General features: G+C 51.5%; 23 protein-coding genes. 15 read left to right on the top strand and 8 right to left on the bottom strand.

What is annotated here, in order from left to right:
- Positions 1–21: 21 nt before the first annotated feature.
- The 4 genes from ACFSSA_RS10955 to ACFSSA_RS10970 all read right to left on the bottom strand — a co-directional run bounded on the left by ACFSSA_RS10955 (position 22) and on the right by ACFSSA_RS10970 (position 4,973).
- Positions 22–765: a type IV pilus modification PilV family protein gene (locus ACFSSA_RS10955; protein ID WP_386820489.1), complete on the bottom strand. Its 744-nt coding sequence runs from the start codon at positions 763–765 to the stop codon at positions 22–24.
- 4 nt (positions 766–769) lie between these two features.
- Positions 770–1,474 (bottom strand): pilus assembly FimT family protein, encoded by a 705-nt coding sequence (locus ACFSSA_RS10960; protein WP_386820490.1) that lies wholly within the window; start codon positions 1,472–1,474, stop codon positions 770–772.
- 1,249 nt (positions 1,475–2,723) lie between these two features.
- The gene (locus ACFSSA_RS10965) at positions 2,724–3,734 is read right to left on the bottom strand and encodes a COX15/CtaA family protein (protein ID WP_386820491.1); all 1,011 of its coding nucleotides are present in this window, start codon (positions 3,732–3,734) and stop codon (positions 2,724–2,726) included.
- 84 nt (positions 3,735–3,818) lie between these two features.
- Positions 3,819–4,973 (bottom strand): AI-2E family transporter, encoded by a 1,155-nt coding sequence (locus ACFSSA_RS10970; RefSeq protein WP_386820492.1) that lies wholly within the window; start codon positions 4,971–4,973, stop codon positions 3,819–3,821.
- Positions 4,974–5,725: 752 nt separating this feature from the next.
- Here ACFSSA_RS10970 and ACFSSA_RS10975 point away from each other — a divergent pair.
- The 15 genes from ACFSSA_RS10975 to ACFSSA_RS11045 all read left to right on the top strand — a co-directional run bounded on the left by ACFSSA_RS10975 (position 5,726) and on the right by ACFSSA_RS11045 (position 21,880).
- A complete protein-coding gene (locus ACFSSA_RS10975; protein WP_386820493.1) occupies positions 5,726–6,001 on the top strand; it encodes a hypothetical protein in 276 nt (91 codons plus the stop codon).
- A gap of 557 nt (positions 6,002–6,558) precedes the next feature.
- Positions 6,559–7,542, top strand: coding sequence for an AAA family ATPase (locus tag ACFSSA_RS10980; protein ID WP_386820494.1), 984 nt, complete (start codon positions 6,559–6,561; stop codon positions 7,540–7,542).
- Positions 7,543–7,564: 22 nt separating this feature from the next.
- The gene (locus ACFSSA_RS10985; RefSeq protein WP_386820495.1) at positions 7,565–8,455 is read left to right on the top strand and encodes a DUF58 domain-containing protein; all 891 of its coding nucleotides are present in this window, start codon (positions 7,565–7,567) and stop codon (positions 8,453–8,455) included.
- A gap of 4 nt (positions 8,456–8,459) precedes the next feature.
- Positions 8,460–9,005, top strand: a complete 546-nt coding sequence (locus ACFSSA_RS10990) for a hypothetical protein (protein WP_386820496.1) — start codon at positions 8,460–8,462, stop codon at positions 9,003–9,005.
- On the top strand, positions 9,002–10,015 hold the full coding sequence (locus ACFSSA_RS10995; RefSeq protein WP_386820497.1) for a VWA domain-containing protein: 1,014 nt from the start codon (positions 9,002–9,004) through the stop codon (positions 10,013–10,015). Before ACFSSA_RS10990 ends, ACFSSA_RS10995 begins: the two co-directional genes overlap by 4 nt.
- Positions 10,016–10,017: 2 nt before the next feature.
- A complete protein-coding gene (locus ACFSSA_RS11000; RefSeq protein ID WP_386820498.1) occupies positions 10,018–11,982 on the top strand; it encodes a vWA domain-containing protein in 1,965 nt (654 codons plus the stop codon).
- Positions 11,983–11,985: 3 nt separating this feature from the next.
- Complete coding sequence (locus ACFSSA_RS11005; protein ID WP_386820499.1) at positions 11,986–14,427, top strand: hypothetical protein; 2,442 nt, start codon at positions 11,986–11,988, stop codon at positions 14,425–14,427.
- Positions 14,424–15,449: a chorismate-binding protein gene (locus ACFSSA_RS11010; protein WP_386820500.1), complete on the top strand. Its 1,026-nt coding sequence runs from the start codon at positions 14,424–14,426 to the stop codon at positions 15,447–15,449. Before ACFSSA_RS11005 ends, ACFSSA_RS11010 begins: the two co-directional genes overlap by 4 nt.
- An 86-nt stretch (positions 15,450–15,535) precedes the next feature.
- Positions 15,536–16,525, top strand: a complete 990-nt coding sequence (locus tag ACFSSA_RS11015; RefSeq protein ID WP_386820501.1) for a malate dehydrogenase — start codon at positions 15,536–15,538, stop codon at positions 16,523–16,525.
- Positions 16,526–16,675: 150 nt separating this feature from the next.
- Complete coding sequence (locus tag ACFSSA_RS11020) at positions 16,676–17,527, top strand: SMP-30/gluconolactonase/LRE family protein (RefSeq protein WP_386820502.1); 852 nt, start codon at positions 16,676–16,678, stop codon at positions 17,525–17,527.
- An 11-nt stretch (positions 17,528–17,538) separates the two neighbouring features.
- Positions 17,539–18,117: a Maf family protein gene (locus ACFSSA_RS11025; protein ID WP_386820503.1), complete on the top strand. Its 579-nt coding sequence runs from the start codon at positions 17,539–17,541 to the stop codon at positions 18,115–18,117.
- Positions 18,114–19,097, top strand: a complete 984-nt coding sequence (locus ACFSSA_RS11030) for a diacylglycerol/lipid kinase family protein (protein ID WP_386820504.1) — start codon at positions 18,114–18,116, stop codon at positions 19,095–19,097. The genes ACFSSA_RS11025 and ACFSSA_RS11030 overlap by 4 nt, the downstream gene beginning before the upstream one ends.
- A 32-nt stretch (positions 19,098–19,129) precedes the next feature.
- Positions 19,130–19,765 carry a SanA/YdcF family protein gene (locus tag ACFSSA_RS11035; protein ID WP_386820530.1) on the top strand — a complete coding sequence of 212 codons (636 nt, stop codon included), beginning with the start codon at positions 19,130–19,132 and terminating at the stop codon, positions 19,763–19,765.
- Between the two features lie 284 nt (positions 19,766–20,049).
- Entirely contained in the window at positions 20,050–20,691 is a 642-nt protein-coding gene (locus tag ACFSSA_RS11040) for a MarC family protein (RefSeq protein ID WP_386820505.1), read from the top strand.
- Between the two features lie 115 nt (positions 20,692–20,806).
- Complete coding sequence (locus ACFSSA_RS11045) at positions 20,807–21,880, top strand: Ldh family oxidoreductase (protein ID WP_386820506.1); 1,074 nt, start codon at positions 20,807–20,809, stop codon at positions 21,878–21,880.
- Positions 21,881–21,994: 114 nt separating this feature from the next.
- On the opposite strand, the gene ACFSSA_RS11050 is transcribed toward ACFSSA_RS11045, so the two are convergent.
- From ACFSSA_RS11050 to ACFSSA_RS11065, 4 genes are all read right to left on the bottom strand, one after another.
- Positions 21,995–22,564, bottom strand: coding sequence for an elongation factor P (locus tag ACFSSA_RS11050; protein WP_386820507.1), 570 nt, complete (start codon positions 22,562–22,564; stop codon positions 21,995–21,997).
- A gap of 88 nt (positions 22,565–22,652) precedes the next feature.
- Positions 22,653–23,123, bottom strand: coding sequence for a molybdopterin adenylyltransferase (gene mog, locus ACFSSA_RS11055; protein ID WP_386820508.1), 471 nt, complete (start codon positions 23,121–23,123; stop codon positions 22,653–22,655).
- A complete protein-coding gene (moaC, locus tag ACFSSA_RS11060; RefSeq protein ID WP_386820509.1) occupies positions 23,120–23,566 on the bottom strand; it encodes a cyclic pyranopterin monophosphate synthase MoaC in 447 nt (148 codons plus the stop codon). Before moaC ends, mog begins: the two co-directional genes overlap by 4 nt.
- Before the next feature lie 12 nt (positions 23,567–23,578).
- The gene (locus ACFSSA_RS11065; RefSeq protein ID WP_386820510.1) at positions 23,579–24,733 is read right to left on the bottom strand and encodes a molybdopterin molybdotransferase MoeA; all 1,155 of its coding nucleotides are present in this window, start codon (positions 24,731–24,733) and stop codon (positions 23,579–23,581) included.
- Positions 24,734–24,737 lie beyond the last annotated feature (4 nt).

Genomic DNA, 24,737 nt, shown 5'->3' on the forward strand with positions numbered 1-24,737 from the left:
TGAAGTGAGAAATTGATGGGTTCAACGACGGATTGCCAGATTGCGTGTGAAGATAGGGTTTCTCGCACTATTGAAGCGATCCCTGAACTTTGTGCCGGTAAGATAGGAAGACGCTTTTGTTGGAACACCATAAAATTCAGCAGTAAAAGTGATCACCGCATCCTTATATTCGCTTGCGCTCGAAGCTTTGGCGGGATTCTCACCTTTCGGATTTGAAATTTCACCAATCTTGCCCAGAGACATTTTATCTTCGTTCCTTATAAGTTGGGTCGGCTTGACATAAAAGATGGTTCCTTCAATCGCCTGCAGATCTTCGGTGAACTCAGGATCATTAGCCTTACGCACCATCGATTGGATTACATAGTCCACCCCAGGCTGCCCTTCGATCGCGTCCATAGGCTCAGGTGTCCCATCCGTCCTAAGTGAGGAAATATCACCGCGATACTGGTAAACGAAGAGAGCACTATTTGGGTTACCAGCGTCTTTTATCCACTCGAAGCCTTTGTCAAATCCCGTTTTTATTGTGCCAGTCTCCTGGCCAGGCCTCAGGGTAACCAGTTCTTGTTCCAATCCTGTAGCCAGGCGATCTGCCTGCTGAGAGCTTATCGAACGGCGGATACCCTGTGCTGCCGGGGTGAAGACGGCGAGGAAACCGGTGAGTAGCACTGCAAGCACACCGATGGCAATCACAGTTTCCATCAGCGTGAAGCCTTTGGAGGCAGGATGCATTCGATGCCGATAAGATATAACGATAGGGTTTTTCATTGGATTAGAAGTTCTTTGTGGTTTGCGGAATGTTCATTTGATCTGGGCTCCGGTATGATGATGTCCTTCCATTTCTCCAGATCACAAACCCCGCAAAATCCCTCTTCGCTGAAGCAGTAATGAGAGGCTCTCTACCCTTGGGGCGGGCTCCTGAGGCTATAATGAAGCTGGCACCAGGTTGCTGGAAAATCCCTTCACCATTGAACTCGTAATACACATATCTACCGGAATAGTCAGACATGTTCGCTCCTGCTTCACTTTTTAGGGTAATGGACGCCTGATCCATGGCTCCACCAGCTTCCTTGACTGAAAATACCCGGCTGAAAAAGGTGCCTGGAGGCATCGTGTATCCTCGATTTGCCAATACCCATTGTCCAGCTTGCACGGTGCCATCGGCGTTGACCTTTTCATGCGCGATAACAACCCGACGGAGATAGGAATCAGAATTGATGTTCTGGACATCAACCATAATCCGGGTTTTGGCGCGTTTCGAGATCGCGGTCGTTCTAGCTTCCTCGAAAAGCGACTCACATGCGGCAATGGCGCTGGTTGTCCCTTTGCCGGCGGTCAAATTGCCGAGACCGATCGCCCCAGCAGTCATAAGCACAGAAATGATTGCGATAACGACAAGAACCTCCACGAGTGAGAATCCTCCTTGCTCTCTCGCTCGATAGATGGCGGTATTGTATTCTTTTTGAGGGTTTTTCATCAAAATTTTCTGGGTTTTTAGTGTTGATTTACTAGAAAAGTGACCGAATTAGGGATTTTCGCAAGAATATAATGTCAATACATCGCATTTACCGCACTGCGGCATTTTGAGGTTGGATATTCGGTTGGGTGATCCCCGCAGCTGCAGGCCGCGGTGACAGATCAAAACGATTTTAATCGACGCTCCGATACCTCAGGAAAATCCCTGGACGAAAAATTGTTGAATAGACTCGATGGGTATTCTGTCTAAAATGAGTTATGAGAATTCATCGCGCACTGTTGCTGGGATTGGTGGCCGGGGTCTCTGCTTTTGCAGTGTCGTCCTGTGCTTATGATCCGTATTATTCGGGCACATCGTATTCCGGCGGATACGGTGATGGCTACGGTTATGGAAGTTCTAACTTCTCGACCTCTTTATTTGTCAGCACTGGAAGCTCCCGATGGGGTTATGATCCGTATGCCGGAGCTTATTATGACTATACCCGCCGGGCTTATTATGATCCTTATTTATACGGATACTACCCGGTCGGATATCGGCCCCGTTACGTATACGGGGCACCGCATCCACACGGTTGGCATCGGGGGAGCAACTATTGTCCCCCTCCGAGCAGAATACGCACCTACAATCTGACAAATTACCACGATCGTAGCTCAAGATACCAAGGATTGGGCCGGGATTGGTCAAAAAATGTTCGCGTCGAGTCCTCTTCGCGGAGCCACAGGGATTCCCATTCTTCGTTTGGCGGACGGAGGGAATCCGATGGGCGGAATGGAAGCATCTTTGGGGATCGAGGAAGATCACCTTCGGTAACTCCCGATCGTGGTAGGAGGCCGGATCACTTCCAACGGGATAATTCCCGTGGCGATAGCGGACGCGGGGGAAGCCGCCCGGATTACACACGAGGACATACTTCCGTTTCCACCCCGATACCCGCGATTCCGAATCGCGGGAGTGTAGATAGAGGACGTGGCAGTGACTCTTCACGATCCCGGCAAGAGATGATTGATCGAATGAGAAGCCGTGGTTCGTCCAGTTCATCCGGCCGTAGCGAATCTTTCGGGAGACCAGATAGAGGAGGTAATTCCGGAGCGGTTCCGCCGATCAGGGGTGGAGGACGTGATGGAGGGTTTCAACGTGGCGGAGGCGACCGTGGCGGGAGCGATCACAGTCGTGGAAATCGATCCAACGGCGGAGGTCGTGGGGTCCGGAGCCTGGGTGAAGGTTAAACTTCCTTTAACAACCCGACGTCCTACTGCTCACACAGTAGGGCGTTTTTGTTTGGCGTTGTGAGCAGCCAGCGGAAGATCAGGGCTAGCAATATGGCTGCCAAGCCCACATGAAGGACCTGAACCCAGGAATAGATATGAAATTGAGCCATAATCAGCCCCAGGATCATTTGGAATAAAACGATTCCCAAAACTCCATATTGAGTAGGTGAAGGCCCTGATGGCTGGTTCTTTTTCACCAACAAGAACGTCCATAAGGTGAGTAGCAGAATGATCCACGAAAAACTCCGGTGAATGAGGTAGAGACTGGAATTTTCAAGCTCGCCGATCCAGGTTGAACGAGGTGAGTTCAAATGGAATTTCGCCAACTCATCCGTCATTTCCCTGATCTGGGAGCCCATGATTCCTTCCGCGATTGTGGTGACCAAAAGTGCGGCAATGAGAAAGCGTGTTAGGAAAGCATCTTTTTTAACCGGGATTTTGAGAGGTTGACTAGTCCCTGCCCACACGCAGTAAACCAGGACGCAGATTAACAACATTGCGAGAGCCAGATGCGTTGTCAGCACTCCGGGCGAAAGGCCACTGTAAACGACCCGCGCACCCATGATCGCATTGGCCAATACAAGTAAAAGAGCCGAGAACGAGAGCCAGAAAATATGAGGTCGTTCCCTTCGCTGCCAGAAAGAAGCGATGAAGGTGGCGAGCGAAAAAATGCCGACCGGTAGGCTGCACATGCGATTTACAAATTCGGTCCAGACATGGCGCGGGTTGAACTCCTTTCTAAGGGATTCTTCGGTGATCAGGTTTGGATCCCTTCCCATTCTTTCTGCCTTTTTCTGAAATTTTTCGATTGGCAACTTTTCGAAATCGACCTGCTCGACGTGGGTTGGCGGAATTAGCAGTCCCCAACAGGTGGGCCAATCCGGACAGCCCATTCCGGCTCCGCTCACCCGGACAATGGCCCCGACAAAAATCAGTAGAAGAACCGAGACCAGGGCACCAATTGCCAGTTTCTGATAAAAATTCGTATTCATATTTTCGATCGAGGGTGCTGTTTGAAATCGGGGTGACCTCGAACAGACGCGACAAGCCTGCAAATAAAATCACAGAGGGCTAGCTCAATGAGACTCGCTTGACGGCGATATTTTCGCAGGTGGTGTGACTTCGAGTAATTTCTTTTCAGCTGAGCCTGCAGGTTGCTCTGCGGAAATGGCGATCCCGATCCAACGGAATTCGTCGCTGCTTTCCAGGATAACCTTTAGAACCATTGTCAACGGCACTGCAAGCAGCATCCCAAGCGGTCCCCACAGCCATCCCCAAAAAACCACAGAAATTACCACGACCAACGTAGAAATACCAAAACGACGCCCTACGAGCATTGGTTCGACGAAATTCCCCAGGAAATTATTGATGAGTAAATAGCCGCCTGCAACGAGAACCGCATTCGGCAAACCTGCAATACACAGTGCGAGGATTGTCGGCGGCACTCCCGCCACAATTGATCCGATAACCGGGATGAAATTGAAGAAAAAAGCGAGAATTCCCCAGAGAACGTAGAAGTCCAGCCCTGCCGCCCAACAAAGGGTTCCCGCCAATAGCCCGGTGATTACGCTAACTCCGGTTTTTATAGCGAGAAATCTCTGGATATCACGGGTCGCGCTCAATAATTTCGTTAGGTTTGGTCCCCTGGCTTTGCTTATTGCCTCGAACCTTCTGCCAAACATTCGGGCTTCGCTCAGCATGAATACGGTGAGAATCAGAGTAATCAGCGAGGTGCCCAAAAAGCCAACGACCCGGCCCAATACCCCGGTTCCCACATCCCATATCTTTTCGAAACGAATATTCTGCAAATTCGCGACATTGTTGTTCACGACCTCATAGATTTTGGTTTCTGCATCCGGAACGCCATATTCGTTGAGTTTTAAAACCAAAGATTCCGATCCTTCACGGATCTGGTTGGAAACCTCCGCCGCATATCGGCTGTTCCACTTTTCCTGTAGATCTCCGACCAATGTGATGGCTAGCACGGCGAGCGCTGCGAGAAAGATGAAATCGAACCCGACCGTCATCATCACAGCGATGGCCCGGGGGACTTTTTTTTTCCGCAAAAAATGAAGCAGGGGGAAGCTCACTGTCGCGATAAAGAACGCGATGAGGATAGGAATGAAAAAATCCTGGGCCAGCTTGAGTCCGGCGATAACTATCGCCAAAGCGGCAATCATCCAGAGCCCCTTTGCTGCTTTGATCCTACCGGTTTCTGCGTTGCCTGACATCTGGGCTAATTAAATGCCGCCAAGGGATTTGTCGCAACTTATTATCGGTGATATGGCAGAGTAAATCGCCCGTGCCATGAACTCATGAGGAAGGGAGCCTCCGATGGGGATGGACGGGATGACAAGGGTAATAAAAAAGCTCCGAGTCTTCTGAAGACAAGGAGCTCTCTATTGAAAATGGTATGGAATGTCCGGAAATTATTTCGAATATTCGACTTCTACAGGTGCGCTTTCAATTTCCTGGAATTGCGGAAGAGGGCGGAGTCCTGGCGCTTTTGAATCACTCGTGCAGCAGCCGCAAGAAGAGGCAAGAACTGCGATGGCGCTGGCGGAGATGGCAAATAGCAAACGAATCATGGTGGGCTTTGTTTATCGTGGTGGATTTTTGTTGAAAAGAAAATTGATCGCAAATGATCTGAAAAATTCCCGTCCGTTCGAAACCATCTGATTCAGAGTGAATGAACGGACAGGAATAAGATGTGTTACTTGGCTGGTGCTTGGTAAGCAGGAGCTGGTGCTGGAGAGCTAGGGCAGCATGAAGCCGCGAAGAAGGCTGCGAGAGAGGCAACGATGACAAGTTTGATCATGTTCATAGTAATTAAGTTGTGTTGGTTGTTACAGCAGGCACCCGTTATGGATGCTTGCTGACACGCAGCCTAGCCGCAAGTGCAATGGCTGCAAGGCAAAATCGCTGTTCCTTCCAAATGCTTCGTCCGTGTTGACCCGGTGCCGTTTCCGCTTAGGTTGGAGTCATGTCCAGCCAGCGTCCTCCAAAGCCATTTCTCAATATCTGGCTCAAGCGAACCCGTAAGCAGCTGAGTATTAGCGGCAGGCTCTCGGAATTGGCATTGGTTCTTGCTCGAACAGGGGAGAAGGACGCGGAATTCTGGCGAATCAAGCTGCAGCGAATTCTGGCATGTAAGGAAGATCCGACATTTGAACTACTGACCTTCATCGATTCATTTCTGTCATCCTCGGCAGCGGCTTCAGACAGCGAACGAGGAGAGTGTGAATTGCAATTATTTTAAGAAAAAAATGAAGGGGCGATGGACGAATATTCAATGATGATTTGTGAATTATAGTCATTGGATAATTGTAGTTGTTAGATTACTTATGAATAATAGATTTGAATTTTATGCATAAATTGCCCTCGAGATCTATATTGAGAAAATTCCGGATCGCTTCGGTTGCCGTGGTTTTGACCTTTTGCTGTATTCCTCTGGTCCTCGGTTTGCTCGCGTATGGAGTCTTTACGGGCAATGATTACTGGCTCGTGTTCTCGGGCGCCTTTTTGATGGCTTTTATTTGCCTGATCCTAATCGGATTTATGGTCGGAGGACGTCTGAGATGTCCGTTATGTATGGTGACTCCATTGGTGAACCGGAGATGTTCTAAGCATAGATCTGCGAAGAAAATATTTGGCAGCTATCGGCTGCGTGTCGCGCTGTCGATTTTATTTAAAAATTGTTTTCGGTGCCAGTATTGCGGGGAACCGACCGCTATGCAGACGCGCCGTTAGTCTGAATCTCCCGCGACGTTTCTGTTGCACATGCCGATGAGGATGGCAGAGTCTTCCGTGTTAGCTATGACAACCGAAGAACTACAGGAAAAAATCGCGCAGAGCAGTGGATGGATTGGCCAGGTGAAAGCGGAGATGGCCAATGTGTTGGTGGGGCAGGAAAGCCTGGTGGATCGATTGCTGGTCGGGCTCCTGTGCAATGGACACATCCTCTTGGAAGGTGTGCCGGGCTTGGCGAAAACTCTGGCGGTCAAGGCTCTCTCAGGCTCTCTTTCGGCATCGTTCGCGCGCTTCCAGTTCACACCCGACTTACTTCCTGCGGATCTGGTAGGAACGATGATTTACCATCCGCAAGACGCAAAATTCGAGCCCAAGCTAGGCCCGATCTTCAACAATCTGATCCTAGCCGATGAGATTAACCGTGCACCGGCGAAGGTTCAGTCAGCATTGCTTGAGGCCATGCAGGAGAAGCAGGTGACTCTCGGGGATCGCTCTTATCCGTTGCCAAAGCCGTTCTTGGTTCTCGCCACGCAGAACCCCATCGATCAGGAAGGAACCTATCAGCTTCCTGAAGCCCAGCTGGATCGTTTTCTTCTCAAAGTGAATGTTGGCTATCCAACAAAAGATGAGGAGCTGGAAATTTTGAATCGGATGGCAACATCCGCACCCAGCTACGAGACCAAAAACGTGGCAACGCCGGAACAAGTCAGCGCATCCCGGGACTTGGTGAATGAGGTCTACATTGATGATGCGATCCGGAAGTATATTGTGGAGATTATCTACTGCACCCGTTTTCCGGTGAAGATAGATGCTCCGCTGAAAAATTGGATCCGCGCGGGAGCTTCGCCCCGGGGCACGATCAATCTGGCGCTAGCTGCTCGTGCGAGAGCATTTATGAATGGCAGAGCATTTGTTACTCCGCAGGATGTCAAGGACATGGCACTGGATGTCCTCCGTCACCGGATTCTGCTCACCTACGAGGCCGAGGCCGAAGGAATTACAACGGATGCCATTATCGACCGGATTCTCGCAAAAGTAGTTGTTCCCTGACAATCCAAATAGTCACCTAACAATGAGCGAAGAGGAACAAATTGAGGAAATGATGGCCCGCGTGAGGCAGCTTGAGCTAAAGGCCCGGCGGCTGGTCCGAGAATCATTTTCCGGGGAGTATCTGTCTTCCTTCAGGGGGCAGGGCTTGGATTTCGATGATTTCCGCGAGTATCAACACGGTGATGAAGTCCGCTTTATCGATTGGAACGTTACCGCGAGGATGAATGAACCATTTGTCCGGAAATTCCGTGAGGAACGCGAGCTTTCCGTGGTGATGGCCGTTGATGTCTCGGGCTCTGCGGATTTCGGTAGCAAACACCTTAGTAAGCGTGAGCTTTCCGCCGAAATTGCGGCAATTCTGGGCTTCAGTGCACTGCAGAACGGCGATCAAGTCGGTCTACTAATCTTCTCGGAGGAGCCTCTGATGTTCATCCCCCCGGCGAAGGGAACAAAACATCTGTTGCGAATGATACGCGAGGTGCTGATGGCCAAACCGGAAAAAAAAGGAACCTCAATCGAGGAGGCGTGTAATTTCCTGATCAAATCGCTGAAACGGAAGGCGCTGGTATTCATGATCTCGGATTTCCACGCGGAAAATCTCGATAAACCCTTGGGCAAACTGGCAAGAAAACACGAAACCGTGGCCCTCCGGGTGAATGATCCTTTGGAAGAGGAGCTCTCGAATGCTGGAAGAGTGGTTCTCATTGATCCGGAAACAGGGTTCGAGACAATGGTGAACACCAGCAATCCAAATCTCCGGATGGCTTATAAAAAGCTAATGAAGAGACAAGCTGAGGGCGCTGCAACGGTATTTAAGAAACACGGAATTGATACTGCGACTCTGATGACAGATCACGATACGTTGCCAGCGTTGCATCAATTGCTCAAGCGTAGGGGAAGAAGGCGGAAATAGGAAGGTGATGGTAGATGCTGAAAAATTGAAGCTGGTGGAAGATCGGCAGGCTCTTGAGTTAGTCCCTACATGGGAAGCTCAGGGCTGGTGGTATCTGGCTGGAGCCGCAATTATTGTGCTCATCATTTCTCTTTTTATATACAGCCGTCGGAACAAGAATTTCCAGGATCCAGATAAGGAAAAACGGGAGGCATATAAGACCGCCCAAAGCGATTTTGCCGAGCTTGGTGAGATGGATCCAAGAGGTATGGCGGTAGGAGTGTCATTGATCCTGCGCGGCTATCTCGCACGCACTGTGAAAGAGCCTGCATTATTTGAAACGCACGAGGAATTCATCGGTCGCCACGATAGTCTGGCGGAGCTCCCGGATGATGTCCGTGAGGAAACATCGGAATTTTTCAGCAAGCTGGCTGAGCTCAAATACGGACCGGGAAAAGAGGCGGATCCGGATCTGGCAGGGACGGATGGGGATATTGTGGATGTCCACCCCGTTGCCGAAGGCATCAAAGCCGAGGGGAAAACGCTTTTGGAAAGGATTCACGCGGCATGATTGAGAGTTTTTTATCCCATTTTCGTTTGGCTCAGCCGGGTTGGCTGCTCTTGATGCTGCCAGCTTTAATGTTGTTGATCCTACGGCGTGGCAAGGGAGCGGCGGGTGCGGTAATGTTTCCGAACCTTGGAGTGCTCGTGAGCCTGGGGAAAAAAGTCAATCGGCTTTCCTGGAATATTGGTTTCCCGCTCGCTTTCAGCGCGTTGATCATGGCGATCCTCGGAATGTCCCGGCCTGTTTGGAGGAATGAATACCAGAGCCGGATAGCCAGTGGCATCGATATCATGCTGGCGTTCGATGTCTCACTTTCGATGGATATCGACGACTTTCGCCTACGGGGGCAGCCAATGCGCCGGATTGACGCGGCGAAGCAGGTTGTCGATGCATTCATCTCACGTAGGCCGGATGATCGTATTGGTCTTGTGGCCTTTGCGGGTCGGCCGGTTTCTGTTAGCCCGATCACGCTGGATCATGATTGGTTGCGGCAGGGGCTGGATGGGCTGAAGCTCAACCGCCGGGGTAGTGGAACGGTCCAGGAGCAGGGCACGGCAATCGGCTCGGCGCTGGCTACCGCCGCGACCCGCCTCAATAACCGTGAAGCGAAAAGCAAGATCATCGTTTTGATTACCGATGGAGCTAGTAACTCCGGAAAGATTTCCCCTCTGGAAGCAGCGAAGCATATCAAAACGCTCGGTATAAGAACCTACACGGTTGCGATAGGCACTAAGGAAGGGCGGGTTTCCGGAAGTATTCAGCGATTTCCAAGGCAGGAGTTCGATCTGCCGACCTTGAGTAAAATTGCAGCGGAAACGGGTGGCGAGCACTTCTGGGCGCAGAGCCTTGAGGATCTGGAGAATAACTTCCAGACAATCGATAATCTCGAAAAGACGGAATCGCGAAGTTTGACCGTTACGGATGACCGGGAGCTTTATCCATGGTTTGTTGGTGTGGCATTGCTATTTGCCACAGGAAGCGCGGTTTTTATTATTCTGAATAGAACAACGGTCTGAATATGAATTTAGCGCATCCAGCCTGGCTTTTTCTGTGGATTCTCGTGCCGATCCTGGCAATCGGGGGGATCCTTGTCGCCCGCTTCGCGAAACAACCGTGGAATGACTTTGCCGCGGAGCGTTTAAGGGGGAAACTCATCAGGCGCGCCCATCCTTTGCCCCGGTGGCTCTCATTCGTCTTGTTGCTGGCGGCAATTGCCGCATTGGTCGGAGCGCTCGCCCGTCCGCAAGGGGATGCTGGTGTCAAAAGTGAAAAGACGGAGGGAAGAAATGTGATGATTGCCCTCGATTTATCTCGAAGCATGAGGGTGCGGGATGTGAAGCCCGATCGGCTCTCGCAGGCAAAGATCGTGATCTATGAGCTACTTGAGACTCTCAAAGACGACCGTGTCGGCCTGGTGGGTTTTGCTGGAACGTCTTTTCTAGCCGCTCCCTTGACGATTGATCATGTGGCTTTGCAGGAAACTGTAGAGCAGCTCGATGAATACTCGCCGACGCAGGGTGGCTCGGATATTTCTTCCGCGATCCAGCTGGCTACGGAGGTGTTGAAGGAAACCGGGCAGAAGAATAACGCGCTGATTCTGATCAGTGATGGCGAGGAACATGAGGGTGAGCTCAACACAATCATCGCGGAAGCCGAGAGGGCCGGAGTGACGATTTTCGCGATCGGTGTGGGAACGGAAGACGGAGATTTTGTGCCTCATTCCGATTTCCAGGGAGGATTCTTGCTGGATCGCAACGGAGCAAAGGTCTTGAGCACCTTGGAACCCAATGTTTTGAGGAAACTGGCAAATGAGACGGGCGGCCGTTATGTCATTGCCGGCCGTGGCGCGGATATTCCGGCGATGGTGGAACTTGCAATTCAGGGGTTGGACGTTTTCGAGATGGAAGGTGGAAAAACCCGCGTGGTAGTGGAATTTTTCCAATGGTTGCTACTTCCCGCGATCGTTTTTCTGATGGCTTCGATCATTGCCGGAACCCGCTGGAGAAAGCTCATCGGCCCGGGGGTCGGCTTGTTTGTTTTGTTTTCGTTCCAGGATGCGTCCGCTGATTTGCCAGGCGAGGCCAAAAGCGCGTTCCAAGCTAAGGATTATATAAAATCCCGCGATATTTATCGTTCGCTCGCGGAGCAACACGGTGGGGACGAAAAGGCTGCGAGGTATCGTCTCGGTGAAGGACTTGCGGCCTATGAAGCACAGGATTATCGGGGGGCCCGTGGAGCCTATAGTGATGCGTTGCTTTCGGACGAACCCAAGGTGACGGCCAAAGGGCATGAGGGAATAGGAAACACTCTGTTCCAGCTGGGTTGGATCGGTATAGCTGGAGCTCCGTATGACGGTGGTGAAAATGCCTCGATGGAGAAATTCGAAGCAATGGTGCGTGACCGGATTGCCAGGATGAGCGAGGTCGATGTGCCTGAAAAGGGTGAGAATAGTGGTTATACTCGGTTCAAGTCAGTGATTCAGAACTGGACGGATGCAATCAGGCATTATCAATCGGCTACTGAGAATTATCCTTCCGATGAAGGCCCGAAAACCAACGCGAAGCTCACGATGGAATATCTGACCCGTCTGGCGGAGATTTTGAAGGAGGAAAAGGATGAGCTGGAGCAACAGATGCCGCAACCCGGCCAGGGGCAGGAAGGACAGGGCCAGCCACAGGAAGGCGAAGAAAGCGGGGAAGGCGAGCCGCAGGAAGGTGATGGGAGCGGCGGCGAGGAAAATGAGGATGGCCAGGACGACGGGGATAAAGGCGATGAGGAGGATGATGGTAAGGATGGAGATGAGGAAAAGGATGGCGAAAGCGGAGAGGAAGAGTCGGAATCTGATCATGATGACGGAGCCGATCCCAATGAAACGGCCGAAGAACGCGCTAGCCGTCTGCTGAAAGAAAACGCGGACTTGGAAAACGGTAGGTTGAACCGCGGCAACCGCAGAGAATTGAGAAATCCGGAGAAAGATTGGTAAATTATGAAAGCATCGTTTCTAAGAATACTTGCCGTGTTCGTATTACTGGCGGCCGTCGGACACGCAGCCGAAGTTCGCACGCGTCTCGCATCCACCTTTCTCGCCAGAGGGGAAAAATCCTTGCTCGAAGTGCGTGTGGAACAGGATGAACCGGACGAAATGCCCCGAATCCCACAGGTAAAGGATGTGGTTATCGAATCTCTGGGCTTTGCGACTCCCAGAATGCTGCCGGGGAGGAGATTGGAATATGTGTTTCAGTATATCGTTTCCAGCTATGCGATCGGCGAGCACGAGATTGCTCCCTTCGAAGTGGTTGTGGATGGAGTCCGGTCAAAAACCGAACCCATCAAATTTTCCGTTTTTGACCCAAATGATTTGAAGTGGGGCGAGGCAGTGGGGAAACCGCGCGAGGCCCAGGAAGCAGTCCGATACGCAAGTGTTATCAAGGTGGGTGACAGCAAGGTTTTTGAAAATCAGACCATTCCCGCTGAGATAAAAATCTATATTCCTCGTGAACTTTCGCGCTATATACAGGACTGGGGGGTGCCGGAATATGACCGGAAAAACCTGGCAGTCTGGCGTTTCGAGCCATCTGAAATACGGGGTGAGGTGAATCTTCTGGGTCAGCCATATATTTCCCTTTCTTACCCGACCACGATGACGCCGTTATCAGCCGGAGAAGTGGAAATCGGACCCGCGACAGTAAGGATCACCTATGCGAAAATGGTGTTCGATCAATTTGCCCAACGGCTTGATGTCCAGGCCACTCTGGATATTCCAAAACATACCTTTGAGGCCGCGCCTCTGCCAAATGGGGCGCCCGAGGGTTTCGATAATGCCGTGGGGAAATTCATGCTTGGAACTGCGATCAAAGATACGGAGGTGACTGAGGGCGAGCCCCTGGCGCTTGATGTGATCGTTACCGGTAGTGGGAATTTGGACAATCTCCGCTCTCCCAAATTGATCGATCCGGAAGGTTGGAAGATTTATGATGCAACCCCGAATCAGCGCGGTGATGAGCGTCGGAACCTGGATGGAACAGTGGTATTCAGTCAGTTTATCCGTCCTCTTGAGATGAAAACCGCCATTCCTCCTTTCCGGTTGGTCTATTTCGATCCCGAAAAGGAGAAATACGAAACTGTGACGACGGAACCTATTTCGATCAATATGACCCCGGCCACTGGAGGACGTAATTTCGAGACCTCCGGCCCGCCACAAGCGTTGCCGATGCCGGTTGAAAGAATGACGGACATTCTGGGACTAATCGATACAAAGACGCTGTTGGTAGATTCAAATACCGGGAAGATCGGTATCATCGCCAAGGTGATCGGCGTGCTTGTCGCAGTAGCGCTCATGTTAAGAGCATTGTGGCTGCGTTTCGGGCACTTGCTTGAGCGTGATGAAGAGAAGATCGAAATGCGTAAGGATTTACAGGATGTGGAGAAATTACGCAGCGCTGATGGCGTGACTTTCCTCAAAAGGGCGGGTGCCTTTATCGAAAAGTGGTTTCCCCGTGAGGAGGATGAAGAACTTGCCCGGATATTGAGGGAACGGGACCAGTTATGCTATCGGGCTACGAAGCAAGAGACTGATTTAAGCAAAGCACGCCGTGGAGAAATTCTGAAAAATCTGAAAAAGGCGGCGTTTGGATTCATGCTGCTGATCATTTTTGGCGCGACTTCCGGGCATGCGAATGGGAAAGATATCCATACCGCCGCCAAAACCGCCTACGAAGAAGCGAAGTATGAGGAGGCCGCGAAAAAGTGGCTCGATGCGGGCCCTTACGAACAGCTTTCCGCCGATACGCTCTATAACATCGGAAATGCGGCCTATCGAATGGGAGAGCCGGGCCAGGCCGCTCTATATTATCGACGGGCCCTGCTACGGGAAAGGAACCATACGGAATCCTTGCAAAACCTGCGCTTCATCGAACGAAAATATGGAGCAATTACGGTGAAACGCCCTTCCTACCAATACTCCCTTGCAAAGATTGAACTATCCACCTGGAAAGGGATTCTTTGGTCCGGTGGCTGGCTATTAGTGGTAGGTCTATTGATTTTTCCGGCCACGCGTGCCGGCTCTCGCTGGCGTGTGGTAGGAGTCATCGCTTTTGTCCTCGGGCCTTTGTTAATGTCATTGGGGAGCCTCGGCTGGAGATATTATCCTGATGATGCCGAGTTTGCAGCGGCTGAAAGACAAGCGGTGGTTGTGAGGAAAGGAACGGCTTTACATACAGATGCATCGCGCACATCGACAGAAGTTATTGATGCGCCGCAGGGCTCCCTCGCCGAGGTTATAGAGCGCTCAGGTAGATGGGTCTACATTGGCTTTGCGACAAAGACGCGGGGCTGGGTTCCTGCGGAATCCATCGAGATGGTCGTTCCCGATTCAAAACCGGAAGCCCCGAAGGTGAGAAAATCCACAGCCGATGGCAGCAGTGCATGAAGTCGTTCGCGAATCAATCCAACACGCAGATTGCCTGGTTAGCGCGTCGAGATGGCACTGTGGTGATCGGTCATGGCCCTTTTCGAGCGGCAAAGGAGCCATTGGAAGACGGAATTTCCTTTTTCAAACGTGATTTTGCGATCCAGGAAGACTTCCCGTGGCAAATCCCGGCTGATTCGGAGGTGATTTCAGCCGCTGATTTCAAAAGCAGATTTGCTGGGGAGGGGGGGCTGGAAGTCGAGTGGCACACTCCGGATGCGATGCCATTCTCTTTGGTATTTCAGGAAATTATGGATCGGATTCGCCAAGGTTTGATCGAGAAGACGGTCCCTGTGGTTGTTGAGCGGGGGCGCGCAAAACATGCTGCCGGCGCAAATATTGTGGCTGCGATGGCTAGACAAAGCGCCCCCCTTCATACTTACGGTTGGGTCGACGGCGATGCTGGATTTGCAGGGGCCACGCCAGAGCTTTTGATTTCGATGAAAGGCCTTCACCTGGAGACCATGGCCTTGGCCGGAACAGCACGCGAAGAGGATGAGGAGGTTTTCGGCGTCGATGAAAAAGAGATCCGCGAGCACGAATATGTTGCCCAAACCTTGGTATCAAAGTTGCTGGACCTTGGGGGATTAAGGCGCCAGGAACGGGCAATTCTCCATCTGGGATCGATCGTCCATTTTCTCACGAATATCTCTGTGGATTTGGAGAGTGAACAGGAGCCTAAAAGACTGTTGCGGCGCCTGCATCCCACACCGGCTCTTGGCCCATTGCCACGAACCGATGAGACGATGGCGATGCTCAATGAGTGGCGGGAGCGCTTGGACTGTCCCAGTGAATTCGGTGCCCCGTTCGGCGTCTGGGAGGCGGGCCGTTTCGAGGCGGTGGTGGCGATTCGTGGATTATGGTGGCAAGGAAAGGATGTTCTTTTGCCAGCAGGCTGCGGAATCATCGAGGCCAGCCGTTTGGTCAACGAATGGCGTGAGCTGCGTCTCAAACGGGATGCCGTCAAAAGGTTTATCATCTAACATCAAGGACATCGGGAATAGCTCATATTCGGCTAGCCGTGGGCAGGGCCTTTCCCTAGAGTTCATACATCTCAATAAATTCCATTATGAAAGAACCAATCACAGTTTCCATCACAGGGGCAGCGGGCCAGATCGGCTACGCCATTCTTTTCCGTATCGCATCGGGCTTTGTTTTTGGCGAAGAACAGCCGGTAAATTTACGTTTGATCGAGATTGAGCCCGGCTTGCCGGCATTGAAAGGCGTGGTGATGGAACTTGAGGACTGTGCTTTTCCGCTGCTCAATGAGGTAGTGGCAACCACGGACCTGGACGAGGGCTTCAAAGGCGCTAACTGGGCGTTTCTGATAGGTTCCGTGCCCCGTAAGGCAGGTATGGAACGTGCCGATTTACTTGGGATCAATGGTAAGATTTTCACGGGGCAAGGCCAGGCTATTGCTCGTTCCGCCTCAAAGGATGTGCGGGTGCTGGTAGTGGGTAATCCGTGCAATACCAATGCATTGATCGCTATGAATAATGCGGAGGGAGTGCCAAACGACCGCTTTTTTGCAATGACGAGACTCGATGAAAACCGTGCCAAAAGTCAACTGGCCGCGAAGGCAGGAGTTCATAATTCCGATGTCACAAACCTCTGCATTTGGGGCAATCATTCAGCAACCCAATACCCGGATTTCACCAATGCAAAGATCAAGGGTCGCCCGGTCACCGAGGTGATCACGGACCGCGATTGGCTGGAGGGAGAGTTCATCAAAACGGTCCAGCAACGGGGTGCGGCGATTATCAATGCCCGTGGTGCCTCGTCGGCGGCCTCGGCGGCGAACGCTGCGATGGACACAGTGAAAAGCCTTATCAACCCGACTCCGGAAGGAGATTGGTATTCCGTAGCGGTATGTTCCGATGGTTCCTATGGAATTGAAAAAGGTCTTATCGTATCTATGCCAATCCGAACCAAAGACGACGGTTCCTGGGAAGTCGTCCAGGGCGTCCCGGTAAATGATTTCTCCCGGGAAAAAATCGATGCGACCGTAAATGAACTCAAGGAAGAAAGAGACGCGGTGAAAGATCTAATACCTGCCTAATCCGCTCCGGCGCTGTCTTATAACTATTAGCACCTGCAATTGATTTGACAGGTGCTATGGCAGCTGTGGCCGGATGATCGTAGAAGTTTAGGTAGGGCGTAGAACAGTTTTCGATTGTCAGTCCACGGAGAATCGCAAGAGTCTCGAAGCATGATCAGCATCGAAGTTGTCGGAACACATAAGTCACAGTGGGGCGAAGGTCCAATCTGGTGGAAAAATGCTCTCTACTATGTGGATATCGAGGGACATCACGTGCATCGATATCGTCCGGAAACCGGTGAGGAAACTTCATGGGACGTCGGTCAACGGGTTGGCACAGTCGTGCCCCGCGAGAGCGGAGGGCTGGTTATCGCAGGTGATAACGGCATCTTTTTCCTGGAAGAAAAGAGTGGAGATCTTGCCGCGATAGCCGATCCCGAGCCGGGGAAGACGGATAATCGCTTCAATGATGGAAAGTGCTCGCCGGACGGCCGTTTTTTCGCTGGCACGATCAGCTTGGTAAAAAAGCAAGGTGATGCGAAACTCTACCGGCTTGATGGAGATCTATCGCTCCATGACGCCTACGGACCGGTAACAAATTCAAACGGCATTGCATGGTCTGCGGATGGAAAGACCGTTTACTATATCGATACTCCCCGGAAGGAGGTTCTGGCCTTTGATTACGCTGACGGCCTGTTCACGAATGAACGTAGCGCAGTCTCAACGGCACACTATGATTCCTCACCGGATGGGATGACGATCGACAGTGATGGCAACTTATGGATTGCCTTTTGCCATGGGGCGTGTGTTACGTGCTTTGATCCGGAATCAGGGAAGGAACTGAGAAAGATCGATCTACCTTGCCTGGAAACTACCGCGTGTGCATTCGGTGGGCCGGGATTGGCTGATCTCTATGTCACCACCGGGGTCCACAAGACCGAGGAAGAGGAACATGCGGGCCGGGTTTTCAGAATCCGCGGACTTGGGGTAAAAGGCGTGCCAGCCTTTGCCTTCAAAGGCTAATACCGACTCGGATGATGAAATTGATTCTGGCATCTGGTTCGCCAAGGCGGCGCGAACTTTTGGAAAGCGCAGGCTTGGAATTTGATATCGTCGTTTCGCCGGCGGAGGAAATTCATGATGCAACGTTGGGGATGATCACTTTGTGCGAGGAGAACGCCCGGTTGAAAACGGCTGCGGTAGCGGTAGAGCATCCGGATGCCGTCGTGATCGGGGCAGATACACTGGTTTTCATCGGAGATGAACCTCTGGGAAAACCAAAGAATATGGAAGAGGCCCAGCGGATGTTGCGTCGCCTATCAGGCCGCGTTCATCAGGTTTGCACGGGTTTCTGTATCATTGGCCCGGATGGTGGAGTAGTGAAGTCCCACGGACTCACGGCTGTAACCTTCCACGAGCTTGATGAAGCACGCATCGAAGAATATCTCCGGAAAACCCAGCCGCTTGATAAGGCCGGCGCCTATGGCATCCAAGACCACGGGGAGATGCTGGTTAAATGCATCGATGGTTCTTTCGACAATGTCATGGGACTGCCTGTGGATCTGGTTTTGCATGCTTTGCGGGGAATCGGGTTGCCGATTCATGCCAGATGAGCGATGAATTAATCATGTCCCACCCACGGCGATATCCTCTGATATTCAATCCACGCGCCCGCAGTCAAAAGGGGTATCGGGCGCGTCAGTTTTTGATGGAGCATGCCAACCGTTTTGCGCTTTATGCGACAAATACCGGACAGGAAGCTGTCGATTTGGCCAAAAAGTTTGCTGCAGATGGCGAGCCCGTGGTGATTGCAGCAGGCGGCGACGGAACGCTGAATGCTGTGGTCTCCGGGCTTGCCGGCAGTCATACCGCGCTAGGTGTCATGCCGGCGGGGACGATGAATGTTTTTGCCAGGGAACTGGGAATTCCCGCCAACAGTTTGCCAAAAGCCTTTGAAGTCATCGAACAGGGGCTGATCAGGGAGGTGGATCTTTTCTCCGCCAATGGCGCTCCTTTCGTCCAGATGGCGGGCGTGGGCTTTGATGCAATGGTGATTGAGGAGACCAAGTGGGAGAGCAAGAAAATGCTCGGTCCGCTGGCCTATTTACTCTCGGCCGTTAAGGTCCTTGGGGAAACGCCACCGAAGATAGAAGTGATTACCGCCGAGGGCAGGCGTGAGACCGGAGTGGCAATGCTGTGCGGAAATGGCTCATTGTATGGAGGGCAATTCAAGCTTTTCCATAAAGCGAATAACCTCGATTCCAAGTTGGATGTGATTGTTTTCAAGGAAGCAGGTTACAGGTTGGTGCTGGATTCGCTTCACGGGATCGCTCTTGGTGGCATCGATTTGGCCGCTTCCACGAGCTATTTCCAATCGGAGTGCATCACCGTGAAGTCTGATCGTGAAGTCCCGGTAGAAATCGATGGAGAACTTTTGGGACGTTTCGATGAAATTACTTTCTGCGAGACTTCCTCGCGCCTGCGTGTAATCGCTCCGGAAAATCCTTGTGGCACGCCATTTGTGGATGCGGTAAAATCTTTGCTTCAGTGGCCGCCCAAGAAAGTAGAACCGTCAGCGATTCCGGCAAATTGAAAGAAAAGAAAAAATCGTCCCTGTTCACTTGGATCAAGCGGCTGTTCTATCTCGGTCTGCTCTTGTTTTTGGTGATTGTCAGTCTGATCGTTTATGCAAATGTCACGGCTAGCTGGGCATCGCGAGGCAAGCTTTTTGATGAAATTTCTGAGCTTCCGGAGGCAAAGGTGGGTTTGGTTTTCGGCACGTCAGATCGATATAAAGGGCGTGAAAACCGGTATTTCCGCTATCGGATCGATGCCGCTGTCAAAGTATGGAATGCCGGAAAGGTCGAGACCTTGATCGTGTCCGGTGACAATCGGAGTAAATACTATAACGAACCTGAAAAGATGCGTGCCGCTCTCATGGAAGAAGGTGTTCCAAGCGATCGCATTGTCTGTGATTACGCAGGACTGAGGACTTTTGATTCAGTGGTCAGGGCGAAGGAAATCTTCGGCGCCAATACGGTTCTGGTGATCAGCCAGCGCTTTCAAAATGAGCGCGCCATTTATCTCGCGCAGGCAAATGACATGGAGGCTTATGGCTTCAATGCGGAGGATGTGGAGATCCAAGCTGGATTTAAGACCAAAATCCGCGAAGTCGGCGCTCGGGTAAAAATGTGGTTGGATGTGAATTTCCTGGATACCCGGCCGAAACATCTCGGCGAAAAGGTTCAACTTCCGGAATAATTCGCTTTACCCTGAAAATCTGAGAGCACTTTTCATTGGGTAGATAAGTGTTTTCCATATATCTAATTTATTTTCGGCTTTAATAGTCTTTGTATCGGTCTTTCTATAATTACAGGCGTTTGCTCAGTTTGAATACGATCTGTCCTGCTTTTTATCGGAGGAAGATCTATCTAGGGAGTAACGTAAATCAGCAGCGCTTTTGATGGCGAAGAGTATATACTTTGTTTCAAGCAGAACTTGCATAAATCCCAGTCATGCCATTGGATGTATGAACGGATAACACATTGCTGATCCACTTCGCCGCAGCGTTGTTTGCGATCATGAATCCGCTGGGAAACCTTCCGGTTTACATAGGTGCCACAGAGAGTGCCCGTCCCGGGGAACGTAAATATGTAGCGGTTCTATTGGCATTGTTCGTCCTAGTGATGCTTTTGATCTTTTTCTGGGCTGGGGAAAGTATCCTGCATTTCTTTGGTGTGAAACTGTCGTCGTTCCGCATCGCGGGCGGAATTTTATTACTTTTGGGCGGCATTGGAATGGTCCATGGAAAGGAGGGGAAAAAAGTCACTGAGCTTGCGGATAAGGTTTCTGAGGAAAGTGACCTTCGTGCCGCAGAGAATTTGTTGCAGAAGATTCTCATTCCGGTAGGGATTCCGTTATTTGTCGGACCTGGATCGATCAGCACGGTAATACTTTTCGCGGGGAAAACCCCAAGCTTTCTCTCCAAGATCGGGATGAGCGGCGTCATCGTCGGTATGGCATTGATTCTGTGGATTCTACTTATGGTGAGCGATCGCGTGGGCCGTTTGCTGGGTCCGATGGGGCTGGATATCGCTGCTCGCTTGATGGGATTGATTCTCGCAGCGATCGGCGTGCAGTTCATAATCGATGGTCTTTCCCTGGAGATCGTAAATTTTATGAACTAGCGTCTCCAACCTTTTTTATAAGGCTTGGCTTGCCGAAATTTTTTGCGCTATTTTAAATGTGTCTGACAAATTTGTGTATAACTCGCACAGATCAAAATCCTCTATCTACTAAATCATGTCCGAATTCCTTACCATCTCCCGCCAGTCTCACGACGACCTTGTAATTGCTGCGTATAAATCGCGTGGTTATACGGAGGAGGAAGCAAAACTGGGAACGAAGCTTGCCGGCGAAGCCGCGCGGCACGGTATCCGCACCCACAATGCGCTCAAAGCTCTTCATTTGGATCATCTTTTCGGCTCGGCAACAGGTGGTTGCGTCCCGGGTGCTGAGATCGAAGTATTGCCATCCCGTTTTCCGGCCTCGGAAATTTGGAATTCCAATAAGAAGCTTGGTCAGGCAGTGGCCTACCAAGCCATCGATCGAGCCATCGAACTCGCGGATCAGTATGGGATCGCACAGATTTCCATTGATAATTGTTTCCATTACCTTTGGGGCGGTGGCTACGTGATGGAAGCCGCGCAACGCGGATATTTTGCTTATACCAACTGCACTTCCACTCTTGCTGAGGTCGTCCCATTCGGAGGTAAATTTCCGACACTGGGGACCAATCCGCACTCATGGGGAATTCCTTCCCAAGAGGCAAATGGCTTTCCGATCGTTATGGATTGGGCGACTTCCACAGTGGCGATGGGCCGTGTGCAAGCTTTGAAACGGGAAGGAAAACAGCTGCCTCCTGGCGCGGCGGTCGATAAGAATGGACAGCCGACGACCGATCCCAACGAAGTGGCGGCGTTGCTACCATTTGGTGGGCATAAGGGTTATGGAATGTCGCTTCTTAACGAAATTTTCGGAGGCTTGATTGGTGGATCAATTCCGACCATTCGGGGGCGCAAATGCGATGACAAAGAGGAGAAAACGACGATGGCATTTTACTTCCAGGTCATCCATCCTGACGCGCTATCTGGAAATAATTTTGCCAAAGGGCGCACGCAGAAAGAGAACCTCAAAGCTGTTATCGAGGATATTCTCGGCCATGGCAATGAGAATGCGATGCTGCCAGGTCAGCTCGAAGCCGAGGCACGCAAGGTTTCGGATGAGGCTGGTGGTCTCCAATTCACAGCCGCAGAAATCGCGGAGTTCAATGAATTGGCGCGTGAGCTCGGAGTGGCGGAACTCGTCGGAAAATAATTTGATAGTTATCTTCCCAAAAAAAGCCCGGCTCCTCGCTTGGAACCGGGCTTTTTATATACTTCACAAGCAAGTCCGGGTTCTATCCCGAGGCTTGGTTTCTTGCGATATTGATCAGTCGTTGGAGCGGCCCTGATAGGTGCCATCCTCGGTTTTTACAACAATACGCTCACCTTGATTAATGAAGAGCGGGACGTTCACGTTCAGACCCGTTTCCATGGTCGCCGGCTTATAAACATTGTTGGCGGAGTCTCCTTTCACACCTTCGGACGATTCTGCGACAACCATGACCATTGTGAGTGGCAGTTCGATACTTACGACAATACCATCAGCGATAAGAAGCGTGTATTGCTGGCCCTCGATAAGGTAATTTTTAACTCCTTCGATGAGGTCTTCGTAGACGACCATGTCATCGTAGGTTTCCGGGTGGAGGAAATGATAGCCTTCCGTGTCCTTGTAGGAATATTCATACCCGACTTTTTCAAGGTGAACCCCTTCGAGAGAGTCATTGGATGTCAGACGGAGGTTGGAAACCTTTTTGCTAGCCACGCTGCGAATGGACATCTGGACATAGGATGCCATACGGGGAGGTGTTTTCAGTTCGTGCTCGATGACGAGGCAAACTTCGTTGTTGTGGCGGACTGCATGTCCTTTTCGGAGGTTGATTACGTTGACGCTGGCCATAATGTTGTGGGGATTGCCTAAGACGTGGTGCTCGAATTAGCAAGGGTTTTCGCCATGGGGAGCCACACGAGTCTACCTATGAATCGGATTATTCGCGGAGATGTTTTATCGCCTCCCGGACCGCAGGGAGCAACATCGGAAGACATTCTCCGATCGCTTTGGGATTTCCCGGTAAGTTGATGATCAGACTCTTGCCGCGGGTGCCGGCGGTGGATCTCGAAAGGATGGCGGTAGGAACTTTATCAAAAGTTTTGACGCGCATGATTTCTCCAAAACCGGGAAGTTCCCGCTCCAGAACCGTGCGGGTCGCCTCAGGGGTGTTGTCGCGGCGGGAAGGGCCGGTGCCACCCGTTGTAAGAATGAGATCACAGGCATCTTCATCACAAAGCTTGCACAGTAGATCCTCAATATCGGAGCGGTTATCCGGCATGATCAACCGCACCCACTCGCTAACGCAAAAATCGGCTTCCAGGATGATTCGCTCAATTTCCGGACCGCTGAGATCCTTGTAAATCCCCGCACTGGCCCGATCACTGAGGGTGAGTCTGGCAATTTTCATTGTTTGGTTTTTTCTAAAAGTTCGATGCCGTCGATTACCATTTCTTTGTCCACTGCCTTGCACATGTCATAAATGGTCAGTGCTGCGATGGAAACCGCCGTCAAGGCTTCCATTTCCACTCCGGTTTTCGCCGATGTGCTGGCAGTGGCACGGATTCCGACTCCGTTCTCCTTGATTTCAAAATCCACATCCACCCGGTCCAGAGGTAGGCTGTGACAAAGGGGTATGAGTTTATCGGTGATCTTCGCGGACTGGATGGCTGCGATCCTCGCTACCGTGAGAACGTCGCCTTTCGGTAAATTATTGTCGCGGAGAGCGGCCACAGTCTCCGGAGCACACTTGATGAAACCGCCGGCTGTAGCGGTGCGGCGCTGGATGGCTTTTGCCCCGACATCGACCATACGTGCGGTGCCTTCGGCATCTAGGTGGGTGAAGTTTTGCATAATTATGTGTGACTATGAATTCAGTGGAAGAGTCAGTGGAAAATCCTTGGAACTGACGCGTATCAGAGCATTGGTGCCGATGAGAGAAAAGGTATTGCCGGAGCTCGACCAGCTTTTCGGACGGGAGGTCCATTGCTTGTCTTTTACTAAAATTTCCGCTGGCCAGAAGGTTTCGCGAGGATTTGGCTTCAATAGGGATTGCTCCGTAATTTCCAGTGAAAGGAAGCTCCAGTTTGGCGCCATTCCGCAGAGCGTCTCAAGCGCCAACCGTATTGCCACGTGAAAGCATACGAAGTGGGAAACCGGATTCCCTGGAATCACAAATGCCAGCTGATTGCCCCGCGTGGCAAAGGTCAGGGGTTTGCCTGGGCGCAGGTTCACCTGATCAAAATGAATCGTGAAACCCATTTCCCCCAAGACATCCGCGCCGTGATCATAGTCTCCCACACTGGCACCGCCGGAAATTAGCAAAACCTCCCAATCACCCTCGGCCAGTGCACTCATCATGGAAGGCTGATCCGGAACCAGCGATGAATCCATCCCGCTGCAATATTGTGCGGTCAATCCTGCCAGAAGACTGGAATTTGTGTCTCTGATTTGACCCGCCGAGGGCACCTCCGTAGGTTTGACAAGTTCATCTCCGGTCGCAAGATGGCGGATTCTTGGCTTGCGGATCACTTGTGGCTGCGTGCAGCCCAGCTGGGCCAGGACCGCCATTTCCGAGGGGCCGATCAGCTGCCCGGAGCGTAAGATCAGATCCCCGGGTCTCGCCTCAGCTCCTTTTTCCCGGATGAAAAGACTATCTGGAAACTCATTGATGGATACCATGTCACCTTCCCTGACACAGGCTTCCTGCATGACGACGCGTCCGCCGTTTTCCGGGAGAATCCCACCTGTAAAGATCCGCATCGCTTCCCCCCGGCTGAGTTTCCCGTTCGTAATTTGTCCGGCAGGAATTTCGGCGATCACTGAAAAACTACCGGGCTGTTCATCCTCGCGGATCACATAACCGTCCATCATTGATAAATTCGCGGCAGGATAGAATTGATCCGAAGAGATGTCGTGGGCGAGAACCCGTCCATTTACTTTAGTCAGATCGATGGCCTCCGGGTGAAGAACCCGGGTATGGCTGCCAATGATTTGGCGGGCTTCGTCTAGGGATATCATGGTA

This window comes from Luteolibacter algae (assembly GCF_042683045.1).
Classification (GTDB): Bacteria; Verrucomicrobiota; Verrucomicrobiia; order Verrucomicrobiales; family Akkermansiaceae; genus Luteolibacter; species Luteolibacter algae.

What these genes read in the sequence shown, in the direction of transcription:
- ACFSSA_RS11020 (WP_386820502.1), top strand. Translation starts at nt 16,676, where the DNA reads ATGATCAGCATCGAAGTTGTCGGAACACATAAGTCACAGTGGGGCGAA.
- ACFSSA_RS10970 (WP_386820492.1), bottom strand. Translation starts at nt 4,973, where the DNA reads ATGTCAGGCAACGCAGAAACCGGTAGGATCAAAGCAGCAAAGGGGCTC.
- ACFSSA_RS11025 (WP_386820503.1), top strand. Translation starts at nt 17,539, where the DNA reads ATGATGAAATTGATTCTGGCATCTGGTTCGCCAAGGCGGCGCGAACTT.
- ACFSSA_RS10985 (WP_386820495.1), top strand. Translation starts at nt 7,565, where the DNA reads ATGAGCGAAGAGGAACAAATTGAGGAAATGATGGCCCGCGTGAGGCAG.
- ACFSSA_RS11000 (WP_386820498.1), top strand. Translation starts at nt 10,018, where the DNA reads ATGAATTTAGCGCATCCAGCCTGGCTTTTTCTGTGGATTCTCGTGCCG.
- ACFSSA_RS11065 (WP_386820510.1), bottom strand. Translation starts at nt 24,733, where the DNA reads ATGATATCCCTAGACGAAGCCCGCCAAATCATTGGCAGCCATACCCGG.
- mog (WP_386820508.1), bottom strand. Translation starts at nt 23,123, where the DNA reads ATGAAAATTGCCAGACTCACCCTCAGTGATCGGGCCAGTGCGGGGATT.
- ACFSSA_RS10955 (WP_386820489.1), bottom strand. Translation starts at nt 765, where the DNA reads ATGAAAAACCCTATCGTTATATCTTATCGGCATCGAATGCATCCTGCC.
- ACFSSA_RS10975 (WP_386820493.1), top strand. Translation starts at nt 5,726, where the DNA reads ATGTCCAGCCAGCGTCCTCCAAAGCCATTTCTCAATATCTGGCTCAAG.
- ACFSSA_RS10965 (WP_386820491.1), bottom strand. Translation starts at nt 3,734, where the DNA reads ATGAATACGAATTTTTATCAGAAACTGGCAATTGGTGCCCTGGTCTCG.
- ACFSSA_RS11030 (WP_386820504.1), top strand. Translation starts at nt 18,114, where the DNA reads ATGAGCGATGAATTAATCATGTCCCACCCACGGCGATATCCTCTGATA.
- ACFSSA_RS11045 (WP_386820506.1), top strand. Translation starts at nt 20,807, where the DNA reads ATGTCCGAATTCCTTACCATCTCCCGCCAGTCTCACGACGACCTTGTA.
- ACFSSA_RS11010 (WP_386820500.1), top strand. Translation starts at nt 14,424, where the DNA reads ATGAAGTCGTTCGCGAATCAATCCAACACGCAGATTGCCTGGTTAGCG.
- moaC (WP_386820509.1), bottom strand. Translation starts at nt 23,566, where the DNA reads ATGCAAAACTTCACCCACCTAGATGCCGAAGGCACCGCACGTATGGTC.
- ACFSSA_RS10995 (WP_386820497.1), top strand. Translation starts at nt 9,002, where the DNA reads ATGATTGAGAGTTTTTTATCCCATTTTCGTTTGGCTCAGCCGGGTTGG.
- ACFSSA_RS11005 (WP_386820499.1), top strand. Translation starts at nt 11,986, where the DNA reads ATGAAAGCATCGTTTCTAAGAATACTTGCCGTGTTCGTATTACTGGCG.
- ACFSSA_RS11050 (WP_386820507.1), bottom strand. Translation starts at nt 22,564, where the DNA reads ATGGCCAGCGTCAACGTAATCAACCTCCGAAAAGGACATGCAGTCCGC.
- ACFSSA_RS11015 (WP_386820501.1), top strand. Translation starts at nt 15,536, where the DNA reads ATGAAAGAACCAATCACAGTTTCCATCACAGGGGCAGCGGGCCAGATC.
- ACFSSA_RS10980 (WP_386820494.1), top strand. Translation starts at nt 6,559, where the DNA reads ATGACAACCGAAGAACTACAGGAAAAAATCGCGCAGAGCAGTGGATGG.
- ACFSSA_RS10960 (WP_386820490.1), bottom strand. Translation starts at nt 1,474, where the DNA reads ATGAAAAACCCTCAAAAAGAATACAATACCGCCATCTATCGAGCGAGA.